Here is a 24,657-nt window from a genome sequence, read left to right on the forward strand (position 1 = left end):
GCGTCAGGAGGTGGTGTCCAGGTGCGCGGCCGCGCGCTCGCGGGCGTGCAGGTGGGTGAGCCGGGGGAGCGCGTAGAGGGCGGCGTGGGCGGTGACCTCGCCGACGGGGGAGGTGACCGCCCCGGTGTCGGTGAGCGACTCCAGGGTGCGCAGGGCCAGTCGCTCGGGGCGGCCGAGGGCGGCGGCGGCCTCCGGGAGGGTGAAGAGCAGGGACAGCGGCAGGGCGGCGAGCCGGGCGAGGGCGAGCCGGCCCTGGTCGGTGAGGTCACGCCAGCCGGAGTCGAGGCGGGCGCGGACGGTGACGTCCCCGGCGACCAGCTCGTCCAGGGCGCCCGCCGGATCCTCCAGCCGCGCCGCGTACTCGGCCGGCGGGAGGTGGCGCAGCACGGCCAGCCGGGTGCCCGCCACCCGGACGGCGAGCGGCAGCAGCCCGCAGGCGTCCACGATCCGGGCGGCCGCCGCACGGTCGGTGCCGATCCGGCCGGTGCCGACGATGCGGCCGAGCAGCTCCAGGGCCTCGGCGGGGGCCAGCGGCGGGACGGTGATCCGGTGCACCGAGGCCAGGCCGGCGAGCTGGCTGCGGGAGGTGACCAGGACGGCGCTCGGGCCGTGGCCCGGCAGCAGCTCACGGACCACGGACTCGCCCGGGGCGTCGTCCAGGATCAGCAGCATCCGGCGTCCGGCGAGCGAGGCGCGCCACAGGGCGGCGGCCTGGCCGGGGTCGGCCGGGGCGGGATCCACGGGGGCGGCGCCGGATCGGGTGGAGAGGGTGGAGAGGGCCGTCAGGGTGGCGAGTTCGGCGAGCACCTCGGGCAGCGGGCGCGGGGCGCCGTCGCCGGTGCGCAGCCGGACGAGCAGCCGGCCGTCCGGGAAACGGTCGGCGAGCAGATGGCCGGCGTGCACGGCGAGCGCAGTCTTGCCGCTGCCGGCCGGCCCGGAGAGCACCGTGACGCGCCCACTCGCGTCGCCCAACTCGGCGACCAGCTCCCGCAGTTCGACGCTCCTCCCGGTGAAGTCGGCGGTGTCGGCGGGCAGCAGGACGCCGTGCGGGGCGGCGCCGCGCTCCGGACGGGCCGCAGCGGGCCCGCTCCGGCCACGGGCGAGCAGCTCCCGGTAGCGAGCGGTCAGGGCGGGGCTCGGTTCCAGGCCCAACTCGCGGGCGAGCAGCTGACGGTGGGTGTCGTACACGGCGAGCGCCTCGGCCTGTCGGCCGGAGAGGTGCAGCGCGTTCATCCGGGCCGCCTGGAGGCGCTCGCGCAGCGGGTGGCGCTCGGCGAGCTCGGCCAGCTCCTCGGCGACGGCGGCGGCGTTGCCCAGCTCCAACTCCGTTTCCGCCCAGTCCTCGTGAACACCCAGGCAGCGGGCCTCAAGCCGCCGGGCCTCGGCCTCGACGGCGGGCGAGGAGCGCAGGTCGGCGAGCGGCGCGCCCTGCCACAGGTCGAGGGCCTGACGCAGCAGCCGGGCGGCCGGGGCCAGCGCACCGCCGTCGGCGGCCGCCCGGCCGGCCCGGGCCAGGGCGCGGAACCGCAGGAGGTCGAGCTCGGGCTCAGCCGCCCGCAGCAGGTAGCCGCCGGCCGAGTGGACCAGCCGGTCGGGACCGTCCTCACGGCCGAGCAGGGTGCGCAGGGTGCAGATGTAGACCTGGAGGTTCTTCCGGGCGGTGCGCGGCGGCTCCTCGGGCCAGACCGCGTCGGTGAGCAGGTCGACCTGCACGGCCGTATTGGCGCGGCTCAGCAGCACGGCCAGCACCAGCCGCTGCTTCAGCGGCCCGAGGGCCAGCGGGCGGCCGCCGGCCTCGCCGGTGAGCGGGCCGAGGACGGAGAAGCGCAGCCGGGCGGGGGCGGCGGTCTGGGCCAGGGGCATCGGCGTACCTCCGGGGCGAGGGCGGGGCGTGACCGTTCGGCGGTGCGAAGGCGGTGCGAAGGCGGTGCGAAGGCGGTGCGATGGCGGTGCGAAGGCGCTTCGAGGGCGGTCCGAGGGCGGTGCGATGGCGGTCCGTCGAAAGCGGCGATGGCGGTTCGTCGGTGCGCGCAGGCTACTTGACGGTCGATCGGCACTGAAGGGCACGGAATCGGGCGGGTTCGCGCACTCCGCCCTCACAGCTCGGGCGCCCGAGGATGGGATCGGTGGGTGGTTCCGTAGGGGTGTGCGGATGGCGTTCCGGCAGGCCGGGCGGGGTGCGGGGCGGCGGCGGGACCCGGGGCGCGGGTGGTGTGGGGGCGTTCGTCGGCCGGGTGTCCGGGGACGTCGGGACGGCGGCGTTCCGGTGGTTCTCGACCGGGCCTCCGCAGCCGGGCGAGCGCAGCCCGAGCGGATGGGGGTGTGGCCGGGAGCTCCCGGGCGGGAGGTCTCGGTCGGGAGGTCCCGGGCGGGGCCCGGGGCCGGGGGCGGGCCCGGGCGGGTGTTGGGTAGGTGTTGGCAGAGCCACCGAGCCCGACGCAATGGGGCCCTTCGGCCCTGGGACCCGGCCCCGCGGTGGGCGATGATGCCCCGGGGCCCCGCTGGGAGTGGGCGGGGGTGACGAAGGTGGAGCCGCGCGATGGCGACCAAGGCCGAGGGTGCCGGGGCCCCGGCACCCGTACGGGTGTTCCTGCTGGACGACCACGAGGTGGTGCGCCGAGGCGTGCACGACCTGCTGGACGGCGAGCCGGACCTGGAGGTGGTCGGCGAGGCGGCGACCGCCGAGCAGGCGCTGGTCCGGGTGCCGGCGCTGCGGCCCGACGTCGCCGTGCTGGACGTCCGCCTGGGCGACGGGGACGGCGTCTCGGTCTGCCGCGAGCTGCGCTCCCGGTTGCCCGACCTCGCCTGCCTGATGCTCACCTCCTTCGACGACGAGGAAGCGCTGCTGGACGCCGTGATGGCGGGCGCCGCCGGGTACGTGCTGAAGCAGATCAGCGGGACCGACCTGGTCACCGCCGTCCGCACCGTCGCCTCCGGCCGCTCGATGCTCGACCCCGGCGCGACGACCCGCCTGCTCAACCGGCTGCGCAGCGACGCCGAACCCGCCCAGCCGGTCACCGCCGGTCCCGGACTGACCGTGCGCGAGCAGGAGGTGCTGGCGCTGATCGGCGAGGGCCTGACCAACCGGCAGATCGGGGAACGGCTCTACCTCGCCGAGAAGACGGTGAAGAACCACGTCTCGCGGCTGCTCGCCAAGCTCGGCGTGGAGCGGCGGGTGCAGGCGGCCCTGATCGCCACCGAGCTGCGCCGCGCGGCCGCCGCGCGGCCGTCCCCGCTGGGCGGCGGCCGGGGCTGACGGGCGGCACTCTTCGTAGGGCCGGCCCGATGACCTGCCCGCTCTCCGTGAACTCGACCGGAAGCGGGCGCTGGAGCTGTCGGCCCGGGGCGCCGTCGGACGGGTGGTCCACATCATTGACGCCCTCCCGGCCCGTCATCGGCCGCCTGGCGTAGCTGTCCGTGACGGATGCATTGCCTCCCGTGGTACTTCCCCGAACTTTCGAATTTCTCTTCCGTGCCGTCACATTCGATCGCCGGTATCCGTCGGATGTGTGCAGGGCGCGGCAGGACCGCCCCTGGGGAATGCCCGAACCACCCATGGAGGAAAGAGTCATGAACTTCCGTCAAACCGCTTCCCGGATCGGCCTGATGGCGGCCGGCCTTGCCGTCGTCGCCGGTGGCGCGGGCGTCGCCCACGCCGACATGGACCGCTACACCACGGGCTCGCACTCGTGGCGGACCGGCAGTGGCGCCGGCGCCCCGAACGCCATGGCCGCGGTGATGGACACCAAGGCGGACGGCAACCCCGTCTACACCCGGTACAACCGCAACTACCCGAGCACCGAGCTCTACTCGCTGTGGAACAAGAGCGGTGAGGGCACCACCAGCTACAGCGGCGCGGGCGGCGTCATCTGGGACATGAAGACCTGCGTGTCCATGCCCGCAGCGGAGGACTACTGCAGCATCTGGTGGTCCGACGACCACTGATCCCCGGGCGACCCCTAGGTGATTCCCCGGCGACGTCCCGGGGATCCCCCGGCGGTGTCCCGGTGACCTTCCGGTGACGTCCGGCGGGGCGGGTAGCGCTGCCCGTCCCGCCGGACCCCAACTCCCCCCAGCCCACTGAACTCCGAATTCCCCCCCGCCGCCCGAGGCGGAACTCCACCATTCGTGAACACACAGCGGCTACGAAAGGCCCGGACCGTACATGACTGACGAACCGCCGGTCGTCATCCGCAGGCTCAGCTACCACATCGGCGACCGCCGACTCCTGGACGGGGCCGAACTGTCCGTCGGGGCAGGCGAATCGGTGGCGGTGATGGGACCGTCCGGTACCGGCAAGAGTTCGCTGCTGGCCCTGATGATCGGCCTGGCCCGGCCGTTGGCCGGCGAGCTCAGGGTCGCCGGCGAGGACGTTCCCCGGCTGAGCGGTGCCCGTCTCGCCGCCTTCCGCCGGAACCGGGTCGGCATGGTGTTCCAGTTCGGTGAACTGCTGCCGGAGTTGGAAGCGGTGGAGAACGTGGCCCTGGCCGGTCTGCTGGCCGGCCGGTCCCGGCGGGACGCCTTGGCCGAGGCACGCGCACTGCTGTCCGACGTGGGCCTGACCCATCGCGCGGGCGTGACGACGGCGGCGCTGTCCGGCGGCGAACGCCAGCGGACCGCCATCGCCCGGGCCCTGATGGGCGCCCCGCCCGTGCTGCTCGCCGACGAGCCCACCGGATCCCTCGACGAACCGGCCCGCGACCGGATCACGCGACTGCTCTTCGACCTGCCCCGGAGCCGCGGCTGCGCCCTGGTGGTCGTCACACACGACTCGGCGGTGGCCTCAGCCGCCGACAGGACCGTGCTGCTCCGGGCAGGGAAACTGGTCGAGGACTCCGCCCTGATCGGTGGCGCCCGGTGAACGGCGGGCCCGGGCCGCGCGGGAGCGGCACCCCTCGGGTCGAGCGACCGGACGGCCGGCCGACCGGTCGGCCGGGGGAGTGGGCGGGCGCGGGCGCGTGGACGCGGTTCGTCGCGCTGCTCTGCGCCACGGCGGTGCTGGTCCTCACCGGCGGCGCGTTCGTGGCAACCACGGCCGCCTACACCGGACGCGAGACCCGTTCGGACGCCCGAAACCCGGTGATAGCCGCCGAGGGAGAGCACTCCACCGCCCTGTGGACCAGCCACTGGGACTCCTACCGGGGGCGCCAGTTCGCCGTCGTCCTGATCTCCCCGCTGACCGACGCCGCACCCCTGCCCCCCGGTGTCGCCCACTGGCCCGCCCCGGGCGAGGTGCTGCTCTCCCCGGCCCTGCGTGACGGGCCGCCGGAGGAGGACTTCACCCACCGCTACGGGACGGTCGCCGGAACCATCGCGCAGCAGGGCCTGGCCTCCCCCGGAGAGCGGCTCGCCTACGTCCGGCCGACCCCCGAGATGGCCGCGACCACCAAGCGGTGGGTCGGCATCACCGGCTACGGCGACGGCTCCAAAGCGGCGTTCGGCGACATCCGGATCGTCCGTCCGGCCGCCGAGCTGGCGGCCGCGATGGCGGTCCTGCTCGCGCTGCCCGCCCTGGTGCTGGCCGTCGCCGCCGCCCGGATGGGCGCCGTCCGGCAGGACCGGCGGCTCGCCCTGCTGACCGTCCTCGGCGCACGCCGCCGTGATCGGGCCAAGTCCGTGCTCGCGGCGGCGGTCCGGCCCGTCGCGGCCGGTGCCGTGGCCGGCACCGTGCTGCTCCTGCCGTTCCTGGCCGTCGACGTCGAACTGCCATGGATCCACTACCGGTTGGCCGCCGTGGACCTACGGCGGGCCTGGCCCTGGCTCGGCGCGACCACCGTTCTCGCCACCGCGCTCGTCGGCGCCGTCCTCGTCCTGGTCCGGCCGCGGAGCGCCACCGGCACCGGCCGTCCGACGCGGCCCGCCGGTACCGGGGCGGCCAGGCCGGGCCGGGGAACGGAGGGGCTGCTCCGGGCGCCGGGGCTCGGGATGTGCGGCGGCTTCCTCCTGCTCGCCTGGTGCGCCGGCCCCCTGTTCGACGGGGGCCACCTCAGCGCGCAGGTGTTCATCGTGGCCACCACCGGACTGCTCGCCACGCTGCCCGCGGCCGTCTCCTGGGGCGTCTCCCGCGCGGTGGGCCCGCTCGCGGCGGCCGCTGCCCGCCGCAGCCGCGGCCCCGCGCTGATCGCGGCCCGGACGGCCGCCGCCAACCCCGGCCTGGTGACCAGGCTGACCAGCGCCCTGCTGATCTGCGTCGGCCTGCTCGGCGAGGCGCAACTGCTCACGGACTACACCACCATGTCCTCCGGCGGCCCCTCCCGGGTGGCGGCGGCCGGGGTCGGCAGGGCGGCGGTCATCCAGGCCTCGGCGGCCGCCCGACCCGACCAGCGCTTCCTCGCCGCGCTCCCGCCCGGTGCGCACACCGTCTCCTTCGGCTCCGGCCCGGCCGGCAGCCTGCTGATCCAGGCACCCTGCGCGGAACTGACCGCGCTCGCCCTGCCCTGCCCCGCCGGGGGCGGAAGCGCCACCGTCCCCGCCGGAAGCCTCGACCGGCGGCTGCGCGAGGCCGTGCTGGACGACCGGGGGAGCGCCACGCCGGCCGGTGTGACCGTGCGCGCCGGGGCGCTCGCCGGTCTACGGGACGACGGTTCGCTCTGGCTGGCCGTCATCGGCGACCACGACCGCGACAGCGACAGCCCGCTGGACGTCCCGGCGGTGAAGGCCGCCGCGTACCGGCACCTCGGGGTGACCGCCAACGTCGACGTTCCCGGTCAGCGCGACGAATCCGCGGCCGGCGCCCACCAGGCCCGCTGGGTGACCTTCCTCGGCGGGGCCGGCGCCCTGGTGCTGCTGCTCGCGATCGGGTTCGGCGCCCTGGCGGAGGTCCTCCAGTTCGCCACCGCGGTCGCGCCGCTCACACCCCTGGGAGGTGACGGCACGCTGGTCCGGGCCGCCGCCCGGCACCTGCTGGGCCTGCCGGTCCTGACCGCCGTCCTGCTCGCGATCGCCCTGGACACGGTGCTGGCCCTGCCCCGGATCCAGACCCCCGCCATGCTCGCCACCCCCGCCCGGTCGCTCACCGACTACGGCGTGCTGCTCGGCACGGCCGCGCTGCTCGCCGCCGTCATCGCCGCCGCCGCCGGAACCGCCGCGGCCGGCCTCGGCAGGCGCTGGACACCGACGGGGGACTGACCGGCCGGGGCCTGAGTGGCAGGGAGCTGGACGCAGCGCCAACTCCCCAGGCGTCATGTTCTTCTCTCGTCGGAGCCGGTCGCACCGGGAGGGGCTCCGGCGGGAGAACGCCCGCCCTCCGGCCCTCCCACGGGGGCCTCACGGCCCGATCGGGGCCTCCCACACCAGCCGGGCTCCGCCGTCCTCGCCCGGGCCGACGGTGAAGGACCCGCCGACCCGGGCGGCGCGCTCGGCGAGGTTGCGCAGGCCACTGCGCCGTCCGCCCTCGGGCACGCCCACGCCGTCGTCCGTGACGGTCAGCACCACCCGCCCGGCGAGGGCGCGCAGTGTCACCTCGACCCGGGAGGCGCGGGCATGCCGGGCGGCGTTGCTGAGTGCCTCGGCCAGGACGGCCACCACGTGCTCGGCCAGTTCCTGCGGCACGTCGGTGTCCAGCAGGCCCTCCATGCTCAGTCGGGGTGCGAAGCCGAGCGGTCCCTGCGCTTCGGTGACCACCCGGGTGGCCCGGGCGCGCAGGCCGTGGTCGGGCTCGCTGTGGGCGCGCAGGCCGAAGATGGTCGAGCGGATGATCTTGATGGTCTCGTCCAGGTCCGCCACCGCCCGGGCGACCCGGTCCGCGGCCGCCGGACTCTCGATCAGCCGGCCCGCGCTCTGCAGCGTCATCCCGGTCGCGAACAGCCGCTGGATCGCCAGGTCGTGCAGATCCCGGGCGATCCGGTCACGGTCCTCCAGCAGGTTCAACTGCTCGGCGTCGCGCCGCCGTTCGGCCAACTCCAGAGCGAGCGCGGCCTGGTCCGCGAAGCCCAGCAGCGGGCCGGTCTCCTCCGGCCCGAAAGCCGGCTGCCCCTGCGCCCGGGCCAGCAGCAGCACGCCCCGCCCGTACCCGGCGCCGGTGCCCAGCGGCACCGCCACCGCCGCGCCCAACCCGTCGAAGCGGCCCGCCGGGCCGGCCGGGAAGCGCGCGTCGCAGGCCGGCTCGTCACTGGTGACCGGCGAACCGGAGACGTACGCGGCGCCGGACAGCGTGCCGTCCACCGGCACCGTCACCCCCAGCCGCGCCGACGGGGTGCCGCCCAGCGCGACCTCCACGGTCAGCTCCTCGGCCCGCTCCCGCGGGCCGGCCAGCACCACCGACACGTCCGCCAGCTCGGCGCCGGAGATCTCCCGGGCCCGCCGGGCGATCAGCTCGACCACCTCCAGGCGCGGCGCGCCCGACAGCAGGCTGCGGGTGATCTCGGTGCTCGCCCGCAGCCAGCGCTGGCGCTGCTGCGCCTCCTCGTACAGCCGGGCGTTGTCGATCGCCACCCCGGCCGCGACCGCCAGGGTGGCGATCACCGCCTCGTCGTCCTCGTCGAAGTCCAGCCCGCCGCGTTTGTCGGTCAGGTAGAGGTTGCCGAACACCTCGCCGTGCACCCGCACCGGCACCCCCAGGAAGGTGTGCATCGGCGGGTGGTTCGACGGGAAGCCCACCGAGGCCTGATGGTCGGACAGCACCGGGCAGCGCAGCGGCTGGGGCTCGCGGATCAGCTCGCCGAGGATGCCCCGGCCCGAGGGCGGCGGGCCGATCTCGGCGATCTCCTCGTCGGTCAGACCCACCGTCAGGAACTGCGACAGCGAGTGCCCGTCCGGCCCGATCACCCCCAGCGCGCCGTACCGGGCGTCCACCAGGTCCACGGCGGCCTCGACGATCCGGTGCAGCGCCTGTGCCAGGTCCAGCTCGCGGCCGACCGCGAGCACCGCCTCGAGCAGGCTGTGCACCCGGTTCTGCGTGCCGCGCGCCGCGTCGATCCGCCACTGGAGCTCCTCCAGCAGCTCGTCCAGGCGCAGCCGGGGCATCCGAGGGCCGCCACCCGCCGCGCCGCCGTCCGCTCCGCCCACCGCTGTCCTCCTCGTGTCCCGCCCCGACCCGGCCCTGCGTCGACCGGCCCACCTCTGCCCCCGCCCCCGCCCGGCGCGGGCGCCGTCCGACCAGCGGGAATGTCCCGTTCACGGTAGTGCCCGGGTGTCGGCGGGGTGCACGGCGGGGTCGGTCGTAGGCTCCGTCGGGCGGGCCTTTCGTCCCGTGGCCGAGGGCCCTGCGGCCTCTGTCGTGGGGCCGGGCGCCGCTGCCAGGATGGGGAGGAGCGGACGAGGCGTCAGCGCGCGCCGTGTCCGGTGCCGAACCGCCGACTGACGACACCTGGAGGAACGTTCATGAGCGAGCGGAGCGAGTCGACGTCGACCGTGCTGGCCGGAGTCGACGGTTCGCAGCAGAGCACGGCCGCCGTGCACTGGGCTGCGGCGGAGGCGGTGCGCCGGGGCTCTTCGCTGCGGCTGGTGTACGCGTGGCCGTGGCTGACCGACGGGGTGTCCTCCTACGCCGAGCCCGACGACCTGCCCGACGCCGTCCAGCGGACCCTGGCCGCGGCGGCCGAGGAGATCCGCGGGCGCCACCCGGAGCTGGCCGTGGAGACCGACGCGGTGTTGGACGCGCCGGTCGACGGCCTGGTGGCCGCCGCCGCGGACGCCGACCTGCTGGTGCTCGGTTCGCGCGGCCTCGGCGGCTTCACCGGGCTGCTGCTCGGTTCGGTCAGCAGGTCGGCGGCCGGGCGCAGCCCGGTGCCGGTGGTCGTGGTGCGCGACGCCCAGGAGGGTGTGGAGGCGGCGGCGGAGGAGGTGGTGGTCGGCGTCGACGGCCACAGCCCGGCGGAAGAGGTGTCGGCCTTCGCCTTCCGCGAGGCCGCCCTGCGCGGTGCCCGGGTCCGGGCGGTGCACGGCTGGGACCTGCCGCCGCTGTTCGGCTACGCGGGCGGGGCTGTCCCGGAGGGTGAGGTCGCCCAGTTGGAGGCGCTGGAGGCGAAGCTGCTTTCGCTGGCCCTGGCCGGGCTGCGCGAGCAGTACCCGGACGTCGCGGTGGTCGAGGACGTCCGGCTGGGCGCGGCCCGCGCGCTGGTCGAGGCCTCGGCCGGGGCCGCGCTGGTCGTCGTCGGCCGACGCCACCGCCCGGCCGAGTTCGGCCCCCGGCTCGGCCGGGTCGCGCACGCGGTGCTGCACCACGCGGAGGCGCCGGTGGCGGTCGTCCCGCACGAGTGAGGCGACCACGGCGGGGCTCCCGGCCCCCGGCGGGAGACAGAGCCGAACGGCTGTCGCCCGCCGGGGGCCGGCGCATGCAGCCCGCCGGTTAGTTGCGCGGCCGGTCAGCCGGTGCCAGTACCTGGGCCCTGAGCCGTAGTTCGGGGCTGTGGCGGAAGGCGAGGGTGAACTCCACCCACTGGCCGGCCCGTAGCGGCGGCGGGTCGGCGATCATCAGGTCCGCGTCCTCCGGGGACATCGCCAGCTCGCCGCCGCCCGGTACGGGCAGGGCCGGGGCCGGTTCCCAGCGGCCCGCCGCGCCCTGGTGGAGGTGCCGCTTCAGGGTGATCCGCCCGCCGAACTCCCAGCTGGCGCCGGTCAGTTCGTCCGGCACGTCGCCCGGGTTGCGGATCGTGAAGAAGGCCGACGTGGCCGTGGCCGCGCCCGCCGTCGGCAGCAGCACCCAGCCCGGCCCGGCCTCGACCGGGCGGGTCCGGCCGGCCCCGCCCACCGCCGTCCACCCGGTGAGCAGGACCAGCGCCAGCGCCGCCGCGCCGACCGGCGGGCCGACGACCTTCAGCCGCTCCAGCGCACTCATCGCCGAGACCCGTTTCCGCGCGGTCATCGCCGGGCTTCCCTCCCGCGCGCCCGTCGCCGGGCTTCCCTCCCGCGCGCTCATCGCCGGGCCCCCTTCCGGCGGTCGAGGCCCATCCCGCGCGCCGAACCGCCCCGCCCCGGCTCCCAGGTGCGCAGCCGCAGGCTGTTGCCCACCACGAGCAACGAGCTGAGCGACATCGCGACCGCCGCCAGCATCGGGTTGAGCAGTCCGACCGCGGCCAGCGGGATCAGCACCAGGTTGTAGCCGAAAGCCCACAGCAGGTTGGCCCGGATCGTCGCGAGGGTCTGCCGGGCCAGCCGTACGGCGTCCACCACCGCCTCGATGTCGCCGCGCACCAGGGTCAGTCCGGCCGCGCCGATCGCGGCGTCGCTGCCCGAGGCCAGTGCCACCCCGAGGTCGGCCGAGGCCAGCGCGACCGCGTCGTTGACGCCGTCGCCGACCACGGCCACGGTCCGTCCGGCGGCGCGCAGTTCGGCCACCACCTCGGCCTTGTGCTCGGGCGAGGCCGAGGCGTGCACCCGCTCGATGCCCAGCTCCTGTGCCACCGCCCGGGCGGCGTCGGGGCCGTCCCCGGTCAGCAGGACGGTCTCCAGGCCCATCCCGCGCAGCCGGTGCAGCGCCCGCCAGCTGCCTGAGCGCAGCGTGTCGCCGACCGTCAGGACGGCCGCCGGGCGCCCGTCCAGCTCGACCAGGACGGCGGTGCGGCCCGCGTTCCCGGCCTGGGCCACCGCCTCGGCCAGGGCCGGGGGCAGCGCGATGCCGTCCGGGCGGACCACCCGGACGGCCCGGCCCCCGACCGTCCCGGACACCCCGAGGCCGGTGGCGGCCGCGAAGCCGTCCACGGCGGGCAGGTCGCCGCAGCGTTCCCGGGCCGCCGCCGCGACGGCCCGGCCGATCGGGTGCTCGGAGCGGTGCTCGACCGCGCCGGCCAGCCGCAGCACCTCCTCCTCGCCGGCGCCGTGGGCCGGGCCGCCGTGGGCCGCCGCACTGTCGGCCGCGGCGCTGTCGGCCCCAGCGCCCTCGGCCGCAGCGCCCTCGGCCGCAGCGCCCTCGGCCGCAGCTCCCTCGGCCGCAGCTCCCTCAAGCGTGGTCACCGCGGTCAGTTCCATCCGGCCGGTGGTGAGCGTCCCGGTCTTGTCCATCACCACGGTGTCCACCCGGCGCAGGCTCTCCAGCACCTCCGGGCCGCGCACCAGCACACCCAGCTCCGCGCCCCGCCCGGTCGCCGCCAGCAGCGCCGTTGGCGTGGCCAGCCCGAGCGCGCACGGGCAGGCCACCACCAGCACCGCGACGGCCGCCGTCACCGCGGCCTGTGGGGCCGCGCCCGCGCCCAACCAGAAGCCCAGCACGGAGGCCGCGACCGTCAGCACACAGGGCACGAACACCCCGGCCACCGCGTCCGCCAGCCGCTGCGCCCGCGCCTTCCCGGCCTGGGCGTCCGCCACCAGGGCGGTGATCCGGGCCAGCTGGGTGTCCGCGCCGACGGCCGTGGCGCGGACCACCAGCGCGCCGCCGACGTTCACCGTCGCGCCCGCCACCCGGTCCCCGGGGCCGACCTCGACCGGCACGCTCTCCCCGGTCAGCAGGCTCAGGTCGAGCGCCGAACCGCCCTCGACCACCACCCCGTCGGTGGCCACCCGCTCGCCCGGGCGCACCACGAACTCCTGCCCGGGCAGCAGCAGTTCGATCGGTACCAGACGCTCCTCGCCGTCCGCCTGCCGCAGGCACACCTGCTTGGCGCCCAGCTCGGCCAGCGCCCGCAGCGCGGAACCGCTGCGCCGGCGCACCCGGCCCTCCAGCAGACGCCCGGCCAGTACGAACAGCGGCACCCCGACCGCCGCCTCCAGGTACACGTGCGCGGTGCCGCCGCTGTCGGCGGTCAGCGAGAACGGCATCCGCATGCCCGGATCCCCGGCCCCGCCGAACACCAGTGCGTACGCCGACCAGCCGAAGGAGGCCACCACGCCCAGGCTGACCAGGGTGTCCATGGTCGCCGCCGCGTGCCGCAGCCCCTGCCAGGCGCGGCGGTGGAACGCGGCCGAGCCCCAGGTCACCACCGGGACGGCCAGCGCGAAGCACACCCACTGCCAGGCGGTGAACTGCAGCCCGGGCGCCATGGACAGGACCAGCACCGGGACGGCGAGCAGCGCCGTCACCAGCAGCCGCCACCGCTCGTCCGGCTCCTCCGCCGCCGCCCCGACCGGGACCCCGGCCGGCGCCAACGCGGCGGTGTAGCCCGCCCGTTCGACGGCCGCCACGAGGTCGGCGGCCGACACGTCGGCCGGGTGCAGGACCCGGGCCCGCCCGGTCGCCAGGTTCACCCCGGCCGTCACGCCGTCGATCCGGCCCAGCCGCTTCTCCACTCGGCCCACGCACGCCGCGCAGGTCATCCCGCCCACCGCCAGATCGGTGGACACCAGGGCGTCGGCGTCGGTCCCCGCGACGGCGCTCATCGCATCCCGCCCATGCCGTGCCCGTCCATCCCCGGCGACGCCCCGCCCCCGCTGCCCGGCCGCAGCCCGGGCGCCACCGGCCCCACCTGCCGGCCCACCCCGTAGGCCACCACGAACACCACCACCAGCAGCAGGGCGAACCCCGCCAGCACACTCAACGGCCGGACACCCGGCGATTTCGCACTCACCCCACAGCAGTCGGACGGATCCCTGGATCGGTTCCCGTACGCTCCGAAATCCCCTGGCGAATCCTCTGGTGAATCCCCCGGCGAAGTCCCCGCGCGAACCAGCCGAACAATTCGGATGACGGGCCGGGGCCCGACCCGGTAGCGTCCGGGACGGCGCCTCCCGATGCGCCCGGCCCCGGTTACTTCCTGACAAAAACAAGTGCCACCGGTGCCACTTCTGATCCCGGGAGGCGCCGTCCCGGCGTGCGCCCGCACACCTCGGCCCCGCACCTCAGCCCCGCCATCCCCGCCTCTCTCCACCCCTCCGCGCCTCAGCCTGACCACCCACCAGGGGGACTTCTGCATGACCCGGTTCAGCCGCCAACGGACCAAGGCCGCCACCAGGGCCGAGATCCAGCGAGAACTACCGGGACTCACCAGGCGCGGGGTGTCCTCCCCGCTCGCCACCGACGGCCAGTGGCCGATCCCGGAGGTCCGGCACCTGCGGTGTGCACCGCCTCCGGTGATCTCGCGCAGGAAGGCCGCCCCCAGTGGGATGCTCGGCCCGGGCGGGGCGGTCATCAACCACCAGGGCGGCACCGGGTACGTCCGGGAGCCGAAGTCGGAGCTGTTCCTCCTCGCCGTCTCCCACCTGTTCGGGCAGGAGAGCTTCTACGAAGCGGCCGTCGAGCGCGACGAACGCTACCTCCGCCTGATCCGCGAGCAGGCCGTCAGCGACCCGCTGTGGACCCTCGGCCTGCTGCGCTGGCTGCGCGCCGAGGCCCGGATCCGGACCGCCGCACTGGTCGGGGCGGCCGAGTTCGTCCACGCGCGGACCGCCGCCGGCGCCGCCGGGTACTCCCGGCAGGCCGTCGACGCCGTGCTGCAACGGCCCGACGAGCCGGGGGAGTTGCTGGCCCACTGGACCGCCCGGTACGGCCGCCGGCTGCCCCAGCCGCTGCGCCGCGGCATCGGCGACGCCGTCCGCCGCCTCTACACCGGCCGCGCCCTGCTGAAGTACGACACCCCGTCGCACCGCTACCGCTTCGGCGATGTCCTGGAGCTCACCCACCCCGCGCCCGACCCGGACAAGCCCTGGCAGGGCGCGCTGTTCCGCTACGCCCTGGACCGCCGCCACCGCCCGGAGCGCGCCCTGCCGCCCGCCGACGAGGGCCTACTGGGCGCCCACCACGCCCTGCTCGGTGTTCCGCAGGCCGACCGCCGCGCACGGGTCACCGACCCCGGCGGCGCGGACCGCCTCGCCGAGGCCGGGATGACCTGGGAGGCCCTGGCCGGCTGGCTGCGGGGCCCGCTGGACGCCGCCGTCTGGGAGGCCGTCATCCCCTCGATGGGGCCGATGGCGCTGGTCCGCAACCTGCGCAACTTCGACGAGGCGGGCGTGGGCGACGAGGTGGCGGCGGAGGTGGCCCGCCGGGTCGCCGACCCGGAGGAGGTGCGACGGTCCCGGCAGTTCCCGTTCCGCTTCCTGGCCGCCCACCGCGCCACGCGCTCGCCGCGCTGGGCCGACGCCCTGGAGACCGCCCTCGGTCACTCGCTGGCCAGGGTGCCCGCGTTGCCGGGCCGCACACTGGTGCTGGTGGACCGCTCAGGCTCGATGTTCGACCTGCCCTCGGCGCGGACCCAGCTCAACCGGGCGGACACGGCCGCCATCTTCGGCACCGCGCTCGCCCTGCGGGCCGAACAGGCCGACCTGGTCCAGTTCGGCAGCGGCAGCCTGGTGGTCGAACCGGAGCCGTCGGTGCTGCGGACCCTGCGGCGCTTCCGCAACCTGGGCGGTACCTCCACGGCCGCCGCGGTCCGCACGCGCTACCGGGACCACGACCGGGTGGTCGTGGTGACCGACGAGCAGACCCACTGGGCGCCGTACGACGTCTTCGAACCCGTCCCCGAGGACGTCCCGGTCTACACCTGGAACCTGGCCGGCTACGCCACCGGCCACACCGCCCCGGGCCCGCGGCGCTACACCTTCGGCGGCCTCAGCGACGCGTCCTTCACACTCATCCCGCTGCTCGAACGCGGCCAAGCCGCCGCCTGGCCCTGGGAGTGATCAGGGCCGCACATCAGGGCCGAACATCAGGGCCGCACACTGCGCGGCCCGGTCACCGTGGCGCCCAACGCGCCGACACGGGCGCGCAGTTCGCGGTCGGCGGTGACCACCAGGCAGTCCCGCTCGGGGTGGTCGGCGCGGGCCGCCCGGACCAGCTCGACGATCCGGTCGTCCCCGCTGCCGCTCGCCTCCACCACCCGAACCTCCGGCAGCCCGGCGACGCCCCGGGCCGCGCCCTCCACGACCAGGACCACCTCCAGCGGGCCCGGGCGGTCCGGCAGCCCCCGTCCGGCGACGGCGACCAGCGTGTCCCGCAGCCGTTCGGCGGCACCCCGTCGGTCCCGCCACCAGCCGTCGGGCACCGACCCGACCACGTTCGCGCCGTCCACCACCAGCAGCGTCGGCGCGCCCTCGTTCTCTCCCATGGCCGCCAAGCCTGCCACCACGGACCGCCCCCGGCCGAACCGGCGACACCCCCGACACCCCCGGCAGGCCCGGCGGCGCGCCGACGGGCCCGTACCCGTACCCGTCGTCAGTCCGCCAGCGTGATCCGGATGCCGACGGTGCCGCGCTCGCCGCGCCGCAGCCGGCTGCCGAGCAGGGTGAGCACGCCGAGCAGGCCGTACTTCTGGCGCAGCAGCGTGCGGTAGGCGGCGGTGCGCTCGGGGCCGAGGATCTCGGCGGTCGCCGGGTACGGCGCACCGGTCGGCCGGCCCTTGACGTCGCACGGGCCGACCAGCACGTCGGCGCGGTTGCGGATCCGCTTGACCTTCCAGGAGTCCGCGACGGTCCAGATGCCGAGCGCCTCCCCGTCACGGACCACCCACACCGGGGTCGGCACGGTGGTGCCGTCCTTCTTGTACGTGGTGACGAGCAGGTAGCTCCCGGCGGAGAGCTGGACGATCCGGGCGAGCCGGTCCGCGGCGGAGGGGTCGGGGGTGGTCATGGCCGGAAGTCTAGAGGGGACCGGCCGCGGACCGGGCCGCAGGTCGGCGGGCTCAGCGCGTCCGGCGGGTGCGGGCGGTGCGGGCGGTGCGCAGCATGGCGCGGGCGCGGCGGGTCAGCCGGCGCCGGCCGTGGCCTCCGATGCCGGTGGCGCCGCCCACGGCGGTCGCGCCGCCGCGGTGCACCGGGACAGCGGCGGCAGCGGTGGTGGCGGCAGCGGAGGAGGCGCGGGCGGTGGCCGGGGTGTGGGCGGGCGCGGTGCGGCGGCGGGCGGCGGTACGGGCGGTGGCCCAGACGGCGAGGGTGGTGCCGAGGACGGCGGCCGTCCAGACGGCGGGGGCGAAGCCGGGGCCGTCGCCGCTGAGGACGGGTGCCCGGGACCACGGCGGCAGCTGGGAGCCGGCCGCGGCCTCCGGGGCCCCGGGGGAGGCGGGGGACGCGGGGGAGGAGGCCGGGGCGCCGGTGTCCTCGACCAGCTGCCCGACCGGCTGGACCTTCCCGGCCGCCGCGAAGCCCCAGTCGAGCAGGCTGGCGGCCTCGTCGTAGACCTTGCCCTGTGCCTCGGGGTGCATCACCGTCACCAGCAGGGTCCGGCCGCCCCGTTCGGCGGCGCCGGTGAAGGTGGCGCCCGCGTTGGTGGTGTAGCCGTTCTTGACGCCGATCAGGCCCGGGTACTTGCCGAGCAGCCGGTCGGTGTTGGCGATGTCGAAGCTGGTGCGCTGGCCGGTGACCTTGTCCAGCCCGCCGGGGAAGTGCGCGGTGCGGGTGGCGCAGTAGGAGCGGAAGTCGGCGTTGCGCAGCCCGGCGCGGGCGAAGAGGGTGAGGTCGTAGGCGGAGGTGACCTGGCCGTCCATGTCGTAGCCGTCGGGGGAGACCACCTTGGTGTCCTTCGCCTGCAGTGACCCGGCGCGGGCCTGCATCTCGGCGACGGTCTGCTGGAGCCCGCCGTTCATGTGCGCGAGGACGTGGACGGCGTCGTTGCCGGAGCTGAGGAAGACGCCCCGCCAGAGGTCCTCGACCCGGTACGGCAGGTTCTCCTTGACACCGACCAGGCTGCTGCCGGCACCGAGGTTGGCCAGCTCGGCCGGGGTGACCAGGTGCTCCAGCGAGCGGTCGAACTTGGGCATCACGGTGTCCGCGAACAGCATCTTGAGCGTGCTGGCCGGGGGCAGCGGCAGATGGGCGTTGCGGGCGGCGAGCACCTCGCCGGTCCCGGCGTCCGCGACCAGCCAGGACCGGCCGGACAGCGCGGACGGCAGCGCGGGCGCCCCGGCGAGCGGCGCGACCTGGACGTCCGGGCTGCCGAGCCGCTGCCCGCCGACGACACCGGCGGCGCCGGCGGCGTCCTGCCCGAAGGCCGCGAGGGCCGCCGGAGCGCCGACGGCGAGTACCAGGGCGGCCGAGGCGGCGGCACCGGCCGCGGCCCTGGTGACGTACGGTGACTTCTTCGATATGCGCGTGGGCTGCACACGGCGAACGTACCCGGGCCGCCGCCGGGCCGCCGTGCCTGCTGCTCCGTCCGGTGCTCCGTCCGGTGCTTCGGGCCGAGCTCCGGACGGTGCTCCGGACCGGGTGGCCGCGGCCCACGACTTTGGTGGTGCCCGGTCGCGCCGGAAGTCGGATGTCCGGGCGGTGGCGGATTCCTAGGGTCGGGGGTATGAAGACCCTGCTCGGCTACCTCGGTTTCGTGCTGATCCTCGGCGGCGCCTCCGGCCTGCTGTCCGGTTGGATCGGGGGCTTCCGGCTGTTCGGCTTCGTCCGCTTCCTGGTGCCCGACGGCCACGAGACCGTCGGGTACGCCACCCTGCTGGTGCTCGGCGTCCTGCTGGCGATTCCCGCCGCCCGGCGCGGATAGCCGGGCGGCGGGCGGCGGGCGGCGAGGCACCGAGGGTGGGTCAGAAGGTGAGGTTCCAGGTGTCGATCGTGCCGGTGTCGCCGGAGGCGCCGTCCTTCACCCGGAGTTTCCAGGTGCCGTTCGCCGCGCTCGCGGCGGCGTTGACGGTGTAGGTCTTGGCGACGTTGTCGGCGCTGTCGTTGTCCGGGAAGTCCTCCAGGAGGTAGACCGTGCCGTCGGGGGCGACCAGGGAGAGGACCAGGTCACCGCGGTAGGTGTGCTTGATGTCCACGCCGACCTTGAGTGCCGCGGGCGCGTTGCCGGTGACGCCGGTGACGGCGATCGGGCTCTCCACCGTGGTGTTGTCGGCGATCGCCACATCGGCAGGGTTCTCGAAGTACTTCCCGGTGGGCGGGGTCGTGCCGCCGACCGCCTTCAGCGCGTCGACCTGGCCCTCGCCGAAGAAGGCGTTGTTCGCGGTGGTGCCGGTGCAGCGGCTGTCCCCGGCGGGGCAGGCCAGGTCGTCGGCCTGGGTGGCCAGACGGGCCCGGATGTCGGCCGGGGTGAGCGACGGGTCGGTGCTCGCGATCAGCGCGGCCACCCCGGTGACGTGCGGGGAAGCCATCGATGTGCCGCTCTTGGTGCCGTACTTGCCGCCGGGCAGGGTCGAGTAGACGGCGGTCGCGCCGTCGCCGCCGGGCGCCGCGACGTCGATGACACCCCGGCCGAAGTTGGAGTAGGAGGCCTTGCCGCTGCCGCTGCCCGTGGCAGCGACGGTCACCACGCCGGGGAGTTCGGTGGGGATGTCGAGGCAGGCGTTGCTGATGGTCCGGGTGACCGGAGTGGAGTCGTTCGGGCTCGCGGTGTCGGTGGTCTTGGCGGCCAGGTCGTAGTCGGCGTTGCCGGCCGCCGCGACCTGCAGCGAACCCTTGCCCTCGGCGTACTCCTGGGCGCGCTTGACGCCCTCGATGACGGCCGCCTGGTCGAGGTCGTTCGGGCAGTTGAACTGCCACGGGTCGGTGTAGTAGCTGTTGTTGGTCACCTTGAAGCCGTGGTCGCCGGCCCAGATGAAGCCGCAGACGGTGTTCTCGGCGTAGAACAGGGTGCTGGTCGGCTCGGCGATCCGGACCGAGGCGATCCTCACGCCCGGCGCGACGCCGATGACGCCCTTGCCGTTCTTCGCGGCCGCGATGGTGCCGGCGACGTGGGTGCCGTGGGTGTCCACGTCGCGCCAGGCGCCGGTGCGGGTGTCGGGCTTGCCGTACGCGCAGGAGACCGAGTCGGCGGCGTCGAAGTTCGGTGCGAGGTCCTGGTGCTGGTCGTCCACGCCGGTGTCGAGCACGCCGACCTTGACGGAGGGGGAGCCGGTGGTGACGTTCCAGGCCTGGTCGGCCTTGATCTGGGTCATGTCCCAGCGGTTGGACTCGGTGAGCGTGGTGGCCGACTGGGCGGGGTTGGCCGGCAGGGCCGGGTTGTAGGCGTCGGCCGGCACGTCGGAGGTGCGGGTCGCGCCCACCTGCTGGATGCCGGGGACGGTCCGCAGCGCGGCGGCGAAGCCGGTGCCGGTCGAGTGGGCGACGATGACGCCGATCGTGTCGTAGCTCGCGAAGACCGTTCCGCCCTTCGCGGCGACGGCGCTCTTGGCGGCGGCGATGTCGGCGGGTGCGCTGATCACCAGGTAGGCGCGGGTGCCGGCGGCCCAACCGGCGGCGGTGCCGGGGCTGGTGGCGGTGCCCGTGGCGGTCGTGGGGGCCTGCGCGGCCGTCGGGGCGGCGGCCGTGGCGCTGCCGGGGACGGCGGGTGTGGTGCTCGTGTGGGCGGCGGTCGCGAATGCCGTGGGGGTGGCGAGCGCCATGGCCGAGGCGACGGCGAGGGCGGCGGCCGGGCGGCCGAGCCGCCGGGATATCAGGGGTGACACGTGTCCTCCGATCCGGCCCGTGCGCGAGGGGGAGCGCACAGGAATTGAAGGAAACATGCCAGATTGGCCAGGAGTTGGGGAAGGTTTTACGCATGACGACTTTTCACGGAAGGGTCGTCGAGCCGCCCACGCCCGCCGCGCTGCCGTCGAGCTGGATGCCGAGGCCGGTGGCGAAGGCCTCCCGGTGGCCGTCCGGGGTGCCGCCGGCGGCGCGGGCGTCGGCGGTGACGGCCGCGTGCCGGTCGTCCGTGGGCGGTGGATCGGCCGGGAGTCGGGCCAGTGCGCGGTCGTACGTCAGGTCGAGTCGTCCGGCCTTTCCCGGCATGTACGTGTAGGGCGGCATCGTGGTGCGGCCGAGTCGTTCGCCCACGGCGCGCCTCGCGAGCGCGGCCATGACGGACGGTCATCCGGAATCTCCTGGCGGCGCACATTATCGCCTCCGGAGAAAACTGTTTATACAGTAAAAGTGACCAATTGAATGGGCTGGCGCCGGGCCTGCCTGGCGTTCCCGGTGCCGAGTTCCTCCTCCCCGCCGCGCCGGGTCTGGTTTCGGCAGCGGACGGCGGGGAAGGGAATGTCGCGGTGTCGACATGTGGTCAGCCCGGTGGCGAGGTTTCGCCAGTGTCCGGAGTTCGCCACGGGAATCCCGGGTGCGGGAGCGTCCGGCGCCGGGCGAGGCCGATTGGCTGAAAGATGTGGATTCGGCCCGATTTCCGCCCGTGAGTTTTACCGAGTGATGGTCAACTTTACTTTCTGATGGGGATTTACCCCCTTGTCGTGATCGCGTTCAGGTGCGTTGGATTGCGTCAGCCATAAAACAGACGAAAGGATGTCCATGATCGGCTGGCGGAAAACCCAGCTAGCAGCTGCCGTCACGGTCACCGCCGCGTCCATGGTCCTGAGCTTCGGGACCGGCGCCAACGCAGCTCCGACCCCGGACCCGCAGAACGCCCAGGCGGCGTCCGCGGACGGGGCCCCGGTGCCGGTGATCGTGATCCTGAAGGACCAGATAGCGGACGCCCCGGCCGACCACGGTCACCTGGGCGCCCGTCAGCAGAAGACCGCCTCCTCGCAGGCGCCGCTGCTGAACAAGGTCAAGGCGGCCGGCGGTACCAACATCAAGAGCTTCGTGGTCGGCAACGCCTTCTCGGCCACGGTCAGCCCCGCCCTGCGCGCTCAGCTGCAGGCGGACCCGGCCGTCTCCTCCGTGGTGGCGGACACCCAGGTCCAGGTCGCCCCGGCGGCCGCCGGCAAGGCGAAGCAGACCAAGGACGCCGCCGACTCCGCGGCCGCCGACGGCGCGAAGGCGCCCAAGGCCGCCGCCGCTCCGCAGGCCGTTTCGGGCAGCAACGGCCAGGGCGCCGAGGAGAACGCGACCAACACGGTCTGCCCCTCCGACCCCAGCAAGCCCCTGCTGGAGCCCGAGGGTCTGTACTCGGTCCGGGCCTACACCGGCAACGGCAAGCCCGGTGTGGAGAACCTCGCCACCGGCAAGGGCGTCAAGGTCGCCTACATCGCGGACGGCCTCGACCCGAACAACCCGGACTTCATCCGGGCCGACGGCTCGCACGCCGTGGTCGACTACAAGGACTTCGCGGGCGACGGCTGGGACGCGCCGACCGGCGCGGCGGAGGCCTTCGGTGACGCCTCGGCGGTCATCGCCCAGGGCCGCCAGACCTACGACGTCTCGCAGTTCGTCAACGCCTCGCACCCGCTGCCGGCCGGCTGCAACATCCGCATCCGCGGCCTCGCCCCGGACGCCGACCTGGTCGCCCTGAAGGCCGGCGGCGAGCTGATGTCCAACTCGTCGATCCTGCAGTCCATCGACTACGCGGTGCGGGTCGCCCACGTGGACGTGCTCAACGAGTCCTTCGGCGGCAACGTCACCCCGGACAGCGGCGCGCACGACACCATCTCGCTCTTCAACGAGCAGGCCGTCAAGGCCGGTGTCACCGTCGCCGTCTCCTCCGGTGACGCCGGCATCAGCGGCACCGTCGGTACGCCGTCCACCGATCCGTACGTGATCTCGGTCGGCGCCTCCACCGACAACCAGAACTACCAGCAGACCGGTTACGCGGCCTCCCAGTTCTCCAACAAGACCTGGAACAACAGCCGTATCTCCGCGCTGTCCTCGGGTGGCTTCACCCAGGCCGGCCGCACCGTCGACCTGGTCGCGCCGGGTGAGTCGGACTGGGCGCTCTGCACCCCCGACCTCACCAAGTACACCGACTGCTCGGGCTTCAACGGCAAGGCCTCGCCGATCCAGCCCTTCGGTGGCACCAGCCAGGCCGCCCCGTTCGTCACCGGTGCCGCGGCCCTGGTCATCCAGGCCTACCGCGACACCCACGGCGGTGACTCGCCCACCCCGGCGCTGGTGAAGAAGTTCCTCACCGGCACCGCCAGCGACCTCGGCGTCCCCGCCGAGGAGCAGGGCGCCGGCCTGCTGAACGTCCGCGCCGCCGTCGAGGCCGCCCGCGGCTACGACGACGGGGACGGCACCGACGGCGCCAACACCGTCGTGGTCAACACCGGCCAGGTCGACATCGCCGGCACCCCCGGCTCGACCCACAGCACCGACGTGTCCGTCACCAACACCAGTGACGAGCCCCAGACGGTGAGCGCCGCGACCCGCAGCTTCGCCCCGCAGTCGAGCAACCAGCAGACCGTCCAGCTGGACTCGTCCTCGACGGACACCTTCAAGTACGCCACCAACGGTACGAACTGGGTGCAGAAGCAGGTCAAGTTCACCGTCCCGGCCGGCGCGGACCGCCTCGCGGCCTCGATCGCCTGGCACGGTGCGCCCAACCCGGTCACCAACGGCCCGGTCGTCCGCATGACGCTGCTCGACCCGTCGGGCCGCTTCGAGACCAACACCCGTCCGCAGGGCGGCGCCACCCCGGCGAACTTCGGCCTGGTCGACGTCCCGCACCCGGTGGCCGGCGAGTGGACCGCGATCCTCTACACTCCGGCGGGCAAGGCCGGCTTCACCGGCCCGGTCCAGCTGGGCACCGCCACCCAGCGCGCGGTGCCGGCCGGCGCCGTGAGCCCGAGCACCACCGAGCTGCAGCCCGGTCAGACCAAGACCCTCAAGGTCCAGCTGACCACCCCGGCGACCAGCGGTGACTCCAGCGAGGCGATCACCGTCTCCAGCTCCAACGGCAGCACCACCAGCGTCCCGGTCACGCTGCGCAGCCTCGTCCCGGTCAACCAGGGCAAGGGCACCTTCACCGGCTCCATCACCGGTGGCAACGGCCGCAGCGCCTCGCCGACGCAGAGCTTCACCTACGGCTTCGACGTCCCGAAGGGCCAGAAGGACCTGCGGGTCGGCGTCACCGTCGGCAAGGACGCCAACCTGCTCATGCAGGGCGCGCTGATCAGCCCGAACGGCACCCCGATCGACATCGAGGGCAACGGCCAGTTCGACGCCCAGGGCAACCTGACCGGCACCTCGGCCGGCGTCTCGGCCACCACCGTCAACCCGGCCGCCGGCCGCTGGCGGTTCGTCCTGAACGTGCTCGGCCCGGTCAGCGGCCAGCAGCTCGCCCAGGACTTCACCGGCACCGTCGCGTTCAACCAGAACCAGGCCACCGCGGCCGGTCTGCCGAACGACGCGCACACCAAGCTGGCGGCCGGCAAGCCGGTCACCGTCCAGGTGAACTACACCAACAACACCGTCGCGGCCCAGAAGATCGCCGCCGACGGCCGCCTGGACCGCCGGGTGGACGTCCCGCTGGTGCCGCAGGGCGCCTCGGCGAGCGTCAACCTGCCGCTGAGCCTCAGCTCCACGGTGCCGTCCTTCCTGGTGCCGCCGGGCACCGACCAGCTCAAGGCCGTGGCGGCGTCCTCGACGCCGGCGCAGATCGAGCTGAGCGCCACCACCGGCTCGCCGGACCTGTTCGGCGACCTGAAGAAGGCCCAGAACGGCTCGACCATCTCGGTCGTGACCGACAACGGCACCGCCGAGCAGCCGGTCGTCCCGGGCAACTGGAGCACCTTCGTGCAGCAGATCGGCCCGTTCGGCAACGGCGGCGCCCCGACCGGCACCTCCACCATCACGGCCACCGCGCACACCCAGGCCTTCGACCCGGCGCTGACCTCCAGCACCGGTGACCCGTACGCCGCCTCGGTGGACGCCTCGGCCCAGGCCGCCAGCCCGGTGACCGTCGCGCCCGGCGCCACCGGCTCGCTGCAGGTGACCCTGACCCCGACCGGCCCGAAGGGCAGCACGGTCAAGGGTGTGCTGTACCTGGTGTCCGGCCCGACCGGGGTGGCCACCGCCAACAACGTCCTGAACACCACCGGTGCGGTGCTCGCGGCGATCCCGTACAGCTACACGGTGAACTGACGCTCAGCCACTCCACCGCTTCACGATGAGGCCGAGGCCGTCCCGGATTCCGGGGCGGCCTCGGCTGCTTGTGTCCCGGGGCGGACGAGAGGTCGAGGAGGGGTTCCGACGGCGGTCGGCGGGGCAGGT

At 74.9% G+C, this 24,657-nt stretch carries 18 protein-coding genes; 8 read left to right on the plus strand and 10 right to left on the minus strand.

Features of this window, described 5'->3' with window-relative positions:
- Nucleotides 1-3: 3 nt before the first annotated feature.
- On the minus strand, nt 4-1,863 hold the full coding sequence (locus tag ACZ51D_RS20600) for an AfsR/SARP family transcriptional regulator (RefSeq protein ID WP_465663186.1): 1,860 nt from the start codon (nt 1,861-1,863) through the stop codon (nt 4-6).
- A 676-nt stretch (nt 1,864-2,539) separates the two neighbouring features.
- Here ACZ51D_RS20600 and ACZ51D_RS20605 point away from each other — a divergent pair.
- The 4 genes from ACZ51D_RS20605 to ACZ51D_RS20620 all read left to right on the plus strand — a co-directional run bounded on the left by ACZ51D_RS20605 (nt 2,540) and on the right by ACZ51D_RS20620 (nt 7,128).
- The gene (locus ACZ51D_RS20605; RefSeq protein ID WP_465663188.1) at nt 2,540-3,256 is read left to right on the plus strand and encodes a response regulator; all 717 of its coding nucleotides are present in this window, start codon (nt 2,540-2,542) and stop codon (nt 3,254-3,256) included.
- A gap of 314 nt (nt 3,257-3,570) precedes the next feature.
- Nucleotides 3,571-3,945, plus strand: coding sequence for a hypothetical protein (locus ACZ51D_RS20610; protein WP_465618923.1), 375 nt, complete (start codon nt 3,571-3,573; stop codon nt 3,943-3,945).
- A 220-nt stretch (nt 3,946-4,165) separates the two neighbouring features.
- On the plus strand, nt 4,166-4,861 hold the full coding sequence (locus ACZ51D_RS20615) for an ABC transporter ATP-binding protein (protein ID WP_465618925.1): 696 nt from the start codon (nt 4,166-4,168) through the stop codon (nt 4,859-4,861).
- Entirely contained in the window at nt 4,858-7,128 is a 2,271-nt protein-coding gene (locus ACZ51D_RS20620; protein WP_465663190.1) for a hypothetical protein, read from the plus strand. The genes ACZ51D_RS20615 and ACZ51D_RS20620 overlap by 4 nt, the downstream gene beginning before the upstream one ends.
- 138 nt (nt 7,129-7,266) lie before the next feature.
- Here the strand turns inward: ACZ51D_RS20620 and ACZ51D_RS20625 are convergent, their stop codons facing one another.
- Entirely contained in the window at nt 7,267-8,964 is a 1,698-nt protein-coding gene (locus ACZ51D_RS20625) for a sensor histidine kinase (protein WP_465663281.1), read from the minus strand.
- Nucleotides 8,965-9,321: 357 nt separating this feature from the next.
- On the opposite strand from ACZ51D_RS20625, the gene ACZ51D_RS20630 reads away from it, so the two are divergent.
- On the plus strand, nt 9,322-10,200 hold the full coding sequence (locus ACZ51D_RS20630) for a universal stress protein (RefSeq protein ID WP_465618929.1): 879 nt from the start codon (nt 9,322-9,324) through the stop codon (nt 10,198-10,200).
- An 88-nt stretch (nt 10,201-10,288) separates the two neighbouring features.
- Here ACZ51D_RS20630 and ACZ51D_RS20635 read toward each other — a convergent pair whose 3' ends face one another.
- Genes ACZ51D_RS20635 through ACZ51D_RS20645 form a run of 3 tightly spaced genes read right to left on the minus strand, consistent with a single transcriptional unit; the run spans nt 10,289 to nt 13,409 of the window.
- The gene (locus tag ACZ51D_RS20635; protein WP_465618931.1) at nt 10,289-10,804 is read right to left on the minus strand and encodes a copper chaperone PCu(A)C; all 516 of its coding nucleotides are present in this window, start codon (nt 10,802-10,804) and stop codon (nt 10,289-10,291) included.
- A gap of 50 nt (nt 10,805-10,854) precedes the next feature.
- Nucleotides 10,855-13,251, minus strand: coding sequence for a heavy metal translocating P-type ATPase (locus tag ACZ51D_RS20640; protein ID WP_465663192.1), 2,397 nt, complete (start codon nt 13,249-13,251; stop codon nt 10,855-10,857).
- Nucleotides 13,248-13,409, minus strand: a complete 162-nt coding sequence (locus ACZ51D_RS20645) for a hypothetical protein (RefSeq protein WP_360503033.1) — start codon at nt 13,407-13,409, stop codon at nt 13,248-13,250. The genes ACZ51D_RS20640 and ACZ51D_RS20645 overlap by 4 nt, the downstream gene beginning before the upstream one ends.
- A gap of 565 nt (nt 13,410-13,974) precedes the next feature.
- Between ACZ51D_RS20645 and ACZ51D_RS20650 the strand changes: the two genes are divergently transcribed.
- Nucleotides 13,975-15,486, plus strand: coding sequence for a TROVE domain-containing protein (locus ACZ51D_RS20650; RefSeq protein WP_465663282.1), 1,512 nt, complete (start codon nt 13,975-13,977; stop codon nt 15,484-15,486).
- Between the two features lie 26 nt (nt 15,487-15,512).
- Here the strand turns inward: ACZ51D_RS20650 and ACZ51D_RS20655 are convergent, their stop codons facing one another.
- From ACZ51D_RS20655 to ACZ51D_RS20665, 3 genes are all read right to left on the minus strand, one after another.
- Nucleotides 15,513-15,911 (minus strand): PIN domain-containing protein, encoded by a 399-nt coding sequence (locus tag ACZ51D_RS20655; protein WP_465618936.1) that lies wholly within the window; start codon nt 15,909-15,911, stop codon nt 15,513-15,515.
- Between the two features lie 107 nt (nt 15,912-16,018).
- Nucleotides 16,019-16,432: a PPOX class F420-dependent oxidoreductase gene (locus tag ACZ51D_RS20660; RefSeq protein WP_360503041.1), complete on the minus strand. Its 414-nt coding sequence runs from the start codon at nt 16,430-16,432 to the stop codon at nt 16,019-16,021.
- A gap of 52 nt (nt 16,433-16,484) precedes the next feature.
- Nucleotides 16,485-17,900: a D-alanyl-D-alanine carboxypeptidase family protein gene (locus ACZ51D_RS20665; protein ID WP_465618938.1), complete on the minus strand. Its 1,416-nt coding sequence runs from the start codon at nt 17,898-17,900 to the stop codon at nt 16,485-16,487.
- Between the two features lie 188 nt (nt 17,901-18,088).
- On the opposite strand from ACZ51D_RS20665, the gene ACZ51D_RS20670 reads away from it, so the two are divergent.
- Nucleotides 18,089-18,286: a hypothetical protein gene (locus ACZ51D_RS20670; protein WP_360503044.1), complete on the plus strand. Its 198-nt coding sequence runs from the start codon at nt 18,089-18,091 to the stop codon at nt 18,284-18,286.
- 40 nt (nt 18,287-18,326) lie between these two features.
- On the opposite strand, the gene ACZ51D_RS20675 is transcribed toward ACZ51D_RS20670, so the two are convergent.
- Together ACZ51D_RS20675 and ACZ51D_RS20680 are read right to left on the minus strand one after the other, a co-directional pair.
- Complete coding sequence (locus ACZ51D_RS20675; protein ID WP_465619232.1) at nt 18,327-20,120, minus strand: S8 family peptidase; 1,794 nt, start codon at nt 20,118-20,120, stop codon at nt 18,327-18,329.
- 166 nt (nt 20,121-20,286) lie between these two features.
- On the minus strand, nt 20,287-20,577 hold the full coding sequence (locus ACZ51D_RS20680; protein ID WP_465618940.1) for a hypothetical protein: 291 nt from the start codon (nt 20,575-20,577) through the stop codon (nt 20,287-20,289).
- A gap of 441 nt (nt 20,578-21,018) precedes the next feature.
- Here ACZ51D_RS20680 and ACZ51D_RS20685 point away from each other — a divergent pair, with 441 nt between their 5' ends.
- On the plus strand, nt 21,019-24,528 hold the full coding sequence (locus ACZ51D_RS20685; RefSeq protein WP_465618942.1) for a S8 family serine peptidase: 3,510 nt from the start codon (nt 21,019-21,021) through the stop codon (nt 24,526-24,528).
- Nucleotides 24,529-24,657: the final 129 nt, after the last annotated feature.

The organism is Kitasatospora sp. NPDC033851 (genome assembly GCF_055576085.1).

Coding starts and splice junctions, on each gene's coding strand:
- ACZ51D_RS20600 (WP_465663186.1), bottom strand. CDS start 1,863: ATGCCCCTGGCCCAGACCGCCGCCCCCGCCCGGCTGCGCTTCTCCGTC.
- ACZ51D_RS20605 (WP_465663188.1), top strand. CDS start 2,540: ATGGCGACCAAGGCCGAGGGTGCCGGGGCCCCGGCACCCGTACGGGTG.
- ACZ51D_RS20610 (WP_465618923.1), top strand. CDS start 3,571: ATGAACTTCCGTCAAACCGCTTCCCGGATCGGCCTGATGGCGGCCGGC.
- ACZ51D_RS20615 (WP_465618925.1), top strand. CDS start 4,166: ATGACTGACGAACCGCCGGTCGTCATCCGCAGGCTCAGCTACCACATC.
- ACZ51D_RS20625 (WP_465663281.1), bottom strand. CDS start 8,964: ATGCCCCGGCTGCGCCTGGACGAGCTGCTGGAGGAGCTCCAGTGGCGG.
- ACZ51D_RS20630 (WP_465618929.1), top strand. CDS start 9,322: ATGAGCGAGCGGAGCGAGTCGACGTCGACCGTGCTGGCCGGAGTCGAC.
- ACZ51D_RS20635 (WP_465618931.1), bottom strand. CDS start 10,804: ATGACCGCGCGGAAACGGGTCTCGGCGATGAGTGCGCTGGAGCGGCTG.
- ACZ51D_RS20640 (WP_465663192.1), bottom strand. CDS start 13,251: ATGAGCGCCGTCGCGGGGACCGACGCCGACGCCCTGGTGTCCACCGAT.
- ACZ51D_RS20650 (WP_465663282.1), top strand. CDS start 13,975: ATGCTCGGCCCGGGCGGGGCGGTCATCAACCACCAGGGCGGCACCGGG.
- ACZ51D_RS20655 (WP_465618936.1), bottom strand. CDS start 15,911: ATGGGAGAGAACGAGGGCGCGCCGACGCTGCTGGTGGTGGACGGCGCG.
- ACZ51D_RS20660 (WP_360503041.1), bottom strand. CDS start 16,432: ATGACCACCCCCGACCCCTCCGCCGCGGACCGGCTCGCCCGGATCGTC.
- ACZ51D_RS20670 (WP_360503044.1), top strand. CDS start 18,089: ATGAAGACCCTGCTCGGCTACCTCGGTTTCGTGCTGATCCTCGGCGGC.
- ACZ51D_RS20675 (WP_465619232.1), bottom strand. CDS start 20,120: ATGGCGCTCGCCACCCCCACGGCATTCGCGACCGCCGCCCACACGAGC.
- ACZ51D_RS20680 (WP_465618940.1), bottom strand. CDS start 20,577: ATGGCCGCGCTCGCGAGGCGCGCCGTGGGCGAACGACTCGGCCGCACC.
- ACZ51D_RS20685 (WP_465618942.1), top strand. CDS start 21,019: ATGATCGGCTGGCGGAAAACCCAGCTAGCAGCTGCCGTCACGGTCACC.